Origin of the sequence: Aquimonas sp. (assembly GCF_044377145.1) — a bacterium.
GTDB lineage: Bacteria > Pseudomonadota > Gammaproteobacteria > Xanthomonadales > Xanthomonadaceae > Aquimonas.
In genome coordinates this window covers 1-4,562 of sequence record NZ_JBILJQ010000151.1, presented here as the reverse complement: position 1 = coordinate 4,562, position 4,562 = coordinate 1, and the positions used below count along the sequence as shown (strand labels likewise).

Here is a 4,562-nt window from a genome sequence, read left to right as displayed (position 1 = left end):
CGTGACCCTGCCCAGTGAACTCGGAAGCAACGAGATCGCAAGCATGAGCGAATCCGCCACTCAGGAGAACGAATGACAGCTATCTGGTGAACAGGCTGTCTCAAAGGGGTTGACGCGTTCCGCAGGGACACCTCCAAACTCGTGCCCGCTTCAAGCACGCCTGACCCTCCTCGCGGGACGCGAGACTCCGGCAAAGCGCGACCGCGCTGTTATACAAGCGACTGTTTTACATGAATATTTTCGCACGGCAGACTTTGGCCCGCGAGGCAAGAAAAAAACTCACGCAGAGATACGCAACCCGAAACGAACGGAGAAACTCGCTTGTCAGCGGTGCGGGAACGGTGTGTCGCGAGTCTCTATCCAGAACTCGCGGCTCCCCGGCTCAGGCCCAGAGGCGATGAATCATCACGCAAAGTCGCATCTGAGTTGAACACTACGGCAGACGAGCGCGGTCCTCCCCAGCAAGCGCCGCCTCAAGCCTGCGGCGCATCCGGCTGTCGCTCAGGTGCAGCCTGCTGGAATGCTTGCAGCTGCAGGCAATTGGTCTCGATGCGCAGCAGGGTGGGATAGAGGCTGAGGTCCAGCTGCACCCGGCGCGCGTTGTAGAGCTGGGGGATCAGGCAGCAGTCGGCCAAGGTCGGAATGTCGCCTTCGCAGTAGTCGCCGGTCGACGGGTTGTCTTGCGCCAAGGCTTCGAAGGCGGCGAGGCCCTCACTCATCCAGTGCTGCGCCCAAGCCTCGCGGCCAGGCTGCTCCATTTTCAGCTCGCGCTCCAGATACTGCAGCACGCGCAGGTTGTTCAGTGGATGAATATCACAGGCGATCAGCTGGGCGAGCCCGCGCACCCGCGCGCGATCGCGCGCGAGCGCAGGCAGCAACGGCACCGCCGGATAGCTCTCGTCGAGGTACTCGATGATCGCCAGCGACTGCCGGATCACGCGCTCACCGTCCAACAGCACCGGCACCAAGCCTTGGGGATTGATCTCACGGTAGGCGGCTGAGCGTTGCTCGCCGCCGTCGTTGAGCAGATGTACCGGCTTCTGCGCGTAGGCCAGGCCCTTCAGATGCAGGGCGATGCGCACACGGTAGGCAGCGCTGGAGCGCCAGTAGCTGTACAGGGTCAGCATCTCGCTCATGCGGCCTCCAACGTGATCGGGCTCACAGAATCTACGCGTCTGCGCCGGCCTGAACAAGGCCGACACGGCGGTCGCGGCGGTCGCGGCGGTCGCGGCGGTCGCGGCGGGTCAGCCAGACTTCTGCATCACCTGATCGATGGCACCGAAGATACTGGCGCCGCTGCGATCGAGCATCTCGATGCGGACTCGATCTCCGAAGCGCATGAAGGGCGTGCTGGGCTTGCCGTCGCGAATGATCTCGAGCATACGCTTCTCGGCGAGGCAGGATGCGCCACGGCCTTCATCCTGATTGGCGACCGTGCCGGAGCCGACGATGCTGCCGGCGACCAGCGGCCGAGTGCGCGCCGCGTGGGCGATCAGTTGGGCAAAGCTGAACTGCATGTCCTCGCCGGCCTCGGGCGCGCCAAACCACTCGCCATTGATGTGGCTGAGCAGGGGCAGATGGACCTTGCTGTCGAGCCAAGCCTCGCCCAGCTCATCTGGACTGACGAACACCGGCGACAGGGTCGAGCGCGGTTTCGACTGCAGAAAGCCGAAGCCTTTCGCAAGTTCATCGGGGATCAGGTTGCGCAAAGACACATCGTTGATCAGGCCGATCAGCTGGATGTGCTGCGCCGCATCGACCGCATTGACGCCCATCGGCACGTCATCGGTCACCACCACCACCTCGGCTTCCAGATCGATTCCGAAGGCCTCATCCGGCACCAGCACCGGGTCATTGGGGCCATAGAAGCCGGCGCCGACGGCGTGGTACATCAAGGGATCGACGTAAAAACTCTCCGGCACCGTGGCGCCGCGGGCGCGACGCACCCGGTCGACGTGCGGCAGATAGGCCGAGCCATCGACGAACTCATAGGCGCGCGGCAGCGGCGCGGCCAGACTGTGGGTTTCCAGCGTAAACGCAGCCTGGCCTTCGACCAACGAAGCGCCGCCTTGCAGGGCCTCGAATGCAGCGTTCAGTCGCGGCGCGGTGTTGTCCCAATCCTCGAGAGCACGTTGCAGGGTCAGGGCAATCGACGGCACGCGCACTGCGCGGCCTAGATCACGCGAGACAACGATCAGGCTGCCGTCACGGCCGCCCTCTTTCAGGCTTGCAAGCTTCATCGGGTGTCCTTCAGTCGGGCACTGCCGCGGCAATCGCCGGGCAGCTCAGGGGCGGTTGGGATCGAACTGGGCCTTGAGCCCGGACCAGCAGTCGGGGTAGTCCGACTGCCGGTGTGCAGCATCGAGCGCCTGCCGGCTGGGGCGGATCACCCGCGGCGCTTCCAGCATGAAGGCCATGGTATCGACGATCACGTCAGGCTTGGACAGTTCGGCCGCGGAGGCTTTTTCGAAGGTCGCCGCGTCGGGGCCGTGCCCGCTCATGCAGTTGTGCAGCGAGGCGCCACCCGGCACGAAGCCTTCTGCCTTGGCGTCGTAAGCGCCATGCACCAGGCCCATGAACTCGCTGGCCACGTTGCGGTGGAACCAGGGCGGGCGGAAGGTGTTCTGTGCCACCAGCCAGCGCGGCGGGAAGATCACGAAGTCCAGATTGCTGACTCCATCGGAATCGCCGGGTGAGTGCAGCACCAGGAAGATCGACGGATCCGGGTGATCAAAGCTGATCGAACCGATGGTGTTGAAGCGGCGCAGGTCGTAGCGGTAGGGCGCGTAGTTGCCATGCCAGGCCACCACATCGAGCGGGCTGTGGCCGATCGGGGCGCGCCATAGCTGGCCCTGGAACTTGGCGATCAGCTCGAAACTGCCTTCGCGCTGCTCGTAGCGGGCGGTCGGGGTTTCGAAGTCGCGCGGGTTGGCAAGACCATTGCTGCCGATCACGCCGAGGTCAGGCAGCTTGAGCAAAGCACCGAAGTTCTCGCACAGGTAGCCGCGCGCGCTGCCGTCCGGCAGGGCCACGCTGAAACGGATGCCACGCGGGATCACCGCGATCTGCTGCGGCTCGATCTCGACCCGCCCGAGTTCGGTGTCAATACACAGGCGGCCCAGCTGCGGAATGATCAGCAGCTCGCTGTCGGCGCTGTAGAAGTAGCGGTCGACCATGTCACGGTTGGCGGCATACAGGTGCACCGTCATGCCGCCGGCATCGGGGCCGCCGTTGCCACCCATGCTGAACTGTCCGTCGATGAAGTCGGTCGGCTCGGCCGGCAAGGGCAGCGGGCTCCAGCGGTACTGCTCGGGGCTCGCGGCCACCTCGTCGAAACGATTGTGGAAACGCGGCTGCGCGTAGGGCTCGAAACGGCCGTGCAGCGCCGCCGGGCGGATCCGGTACAGCCAACTGCGGCGATTGGCATGGCGCGGCGCGGTGAATGCCGTGCCGGAAATCTGCTCGGCGTACAGACCGTAGGCGCAGCGCTGCGGCGAGTTGCGGCCGACCGGCAGCGCGCCGGGCAAGGCCTCGGTGGCGAAGTCGTTGGCGAAGCCGGTGAGGTAGGTGGGGTTTGCGGGGACTTGCGTCATGGCAGTGGTTCTCGCGTTAGCCCCTCGCCCCGTGGGAGAGGGGTTGGGGAGAGGGTCCGGTCGTGCAGCGCGTTCCAGATCTGCGCAAGCACGTCTTCGGTTTGGGTCAGCGCGTCATGGTTCCAGAAGCGCAGCAGCTGGAAGCCCGCGCGCGTGAGGAAGTGGCTCTTCGCTGCATCCACATCGGGTGAGTGCTGCGAACCATCCAGTTCGACCACCAGCAGCTGCCCGAGACAGACGAAGTCGACGACATAGGGCGGGAGGGCATGCTGCCGGCGGAACTTGAAACCACCGAAACGACCCGCGCGCAGGTGGTGCCAGAGCGCCTGTTCGGCATCGGTGGTGGTGTGGCGCAACTGCTTGGCATTCGCCAGCGTCTCCGAGGGCAGCGGGGGAATGACGCGATTGGCCATCTGAAGTCTCTCCCCGCTCTTGGCTGCTCGATGATCAGATTTGGGAGCGGCGCGGGCTGATGGCTGAGGAGGCGATTGATGCGCTCGGCCAGGCCGAACCCTCTCCCCAACCCCTCTCCCACGGGGAGAGGGGCTCAGGCTCGGGCCTCGATCCGCCCGACGCGAACTCCGAACTCCGAACTCCGAACTCCGAACTCCGAACTCCGAACTCCGAATCTCGAATCTCGAATCTCGAATCTCGAATCTCGAATCTCGAATCTCGAATCTCGAATCTCGAATCTCGAATCTCGAATCTCGAATCTCGAATCTCGAAATCAGATTCCTGCGTCCAATCCCGCCCCTTACAGGAACCCCCGCTTCATCTGATCCCGCTCGATGCTCTCGAACAGGGCCTGGAAGTTGCCCTCACCGAAACCCTCGTTGCCCTTGCGCTGGATGATCTCGAAGAAGATCGGGCCGATCGCGTTCTGGGTGAAGATCTGCAGCAGTTTGCGCGATTTGGTTTCGAGGTCGGCGTCGATCAGGATCTTGTTCTTGCGCAGGCGCGGCACGTCTT

Annotated in this window: 4 protein-coding genes and 1 pseudogene; all 5 read right to left on the bottom strand. The window is 64.2% G+C overall.

Annotation, left to right across the window (positions count from 1 at the left end; genetic code table 11):
• Nucleotides 1-473: 473 nt before the first annotated feature.
• Nucleotides 474-1,136: a maleylacetoacetate isomerase gene (gene maiA, locus ACIQ7H_RS21855; RefSeq protein ID WP_395795551.1), complete on the bottom strand. Its 663-nt coding sequence runs from the start codon at nucleotides 1,134-1,136 to the stop codon at nucleotides 474-476.
• Nucleotides 1,137-1,244: 108 nt separating this feature from the next.
• Nucleotides 1,245-2,240 (bottom strand): fumarylacetoacetate hydrolase family protein, encoded by a 996-nt coding sequence (locus tag ACIQ7H_RS21850; protein ID WP_395795549.1) that lies wholly within the window; start codon nucleotides 2,238-2,240, stop codon nucleotides 1,245-1,247.
• A gap of 45 nt (nucleotides 2,241-2,285) precedes the next feature.
• Nucleotides 2,286-3,593, bottom strand: coding sequence for a homogentisate 1,2-dioxygenase (hmgA, locus tag ACIQ7H_RS21845; RefSeq protein WP_395795547.1), 1,308 nt, complete (start codon nucleotides 3,591-3,593; stop codon nucleotides 2,286-2,288).
• Nucleotides 3,590-4,006 carry an endonuclease domain-containing protein gene (locus ACIQ7H_RS21840; protein WP_395795545.1) on the bottom strand — a complete coding sequence of 139 codons (417 nt, stop codon included), beginning with the start codon at nucleotides 4,004-4,006 and terminating at the stop codon, nucleotides 3,590-3,592. The genes hmgA and ACIQ7H_RS21840 overlap by 4 nt, the downstream gene beginning before the upstream one ends.
• Nucleotides 4,007-4,347: 341 nt before the next feature.
• A pseudogene (locus tag ACIQ7H_RS21835) lies at nucleotides 4,348-4,562 on the bottom strand (4-hydroxyphenylpyruvate dioxygenase); the annotation flags it as partial.

Coding starts and splice junctions, on each gene's coding strand:
- ACIQ7H_RS21850 (WP_395795549.1), bottom strand. CDS start 2,240: ATGAAGCTTGCAAGCCTGAAAGAGGGCGGCCGTGACGGCAGCCTGATC.
- ACIQ7H_RS21840 (WP_395795545.1), bottom strand. CDS start 4,006: ATGGCCAATCGCGTCATTCCCCCGCTGCCCTCGGAGACGCTGGCGAAT.
- hmgA (WP_395795547.1), bottom strand. CDS start 3,593: ATGACGCAAGTCCCCGCAAACCCCACCTACCTCACCGGCTTCGCCAAC.
- maiA (WP_395795551.1), bottom strand. CDS start 1,136: ATGAGCGAGATGCTGACCCTGTACAGCTACTGGCGCTCCAGCGCTGCC.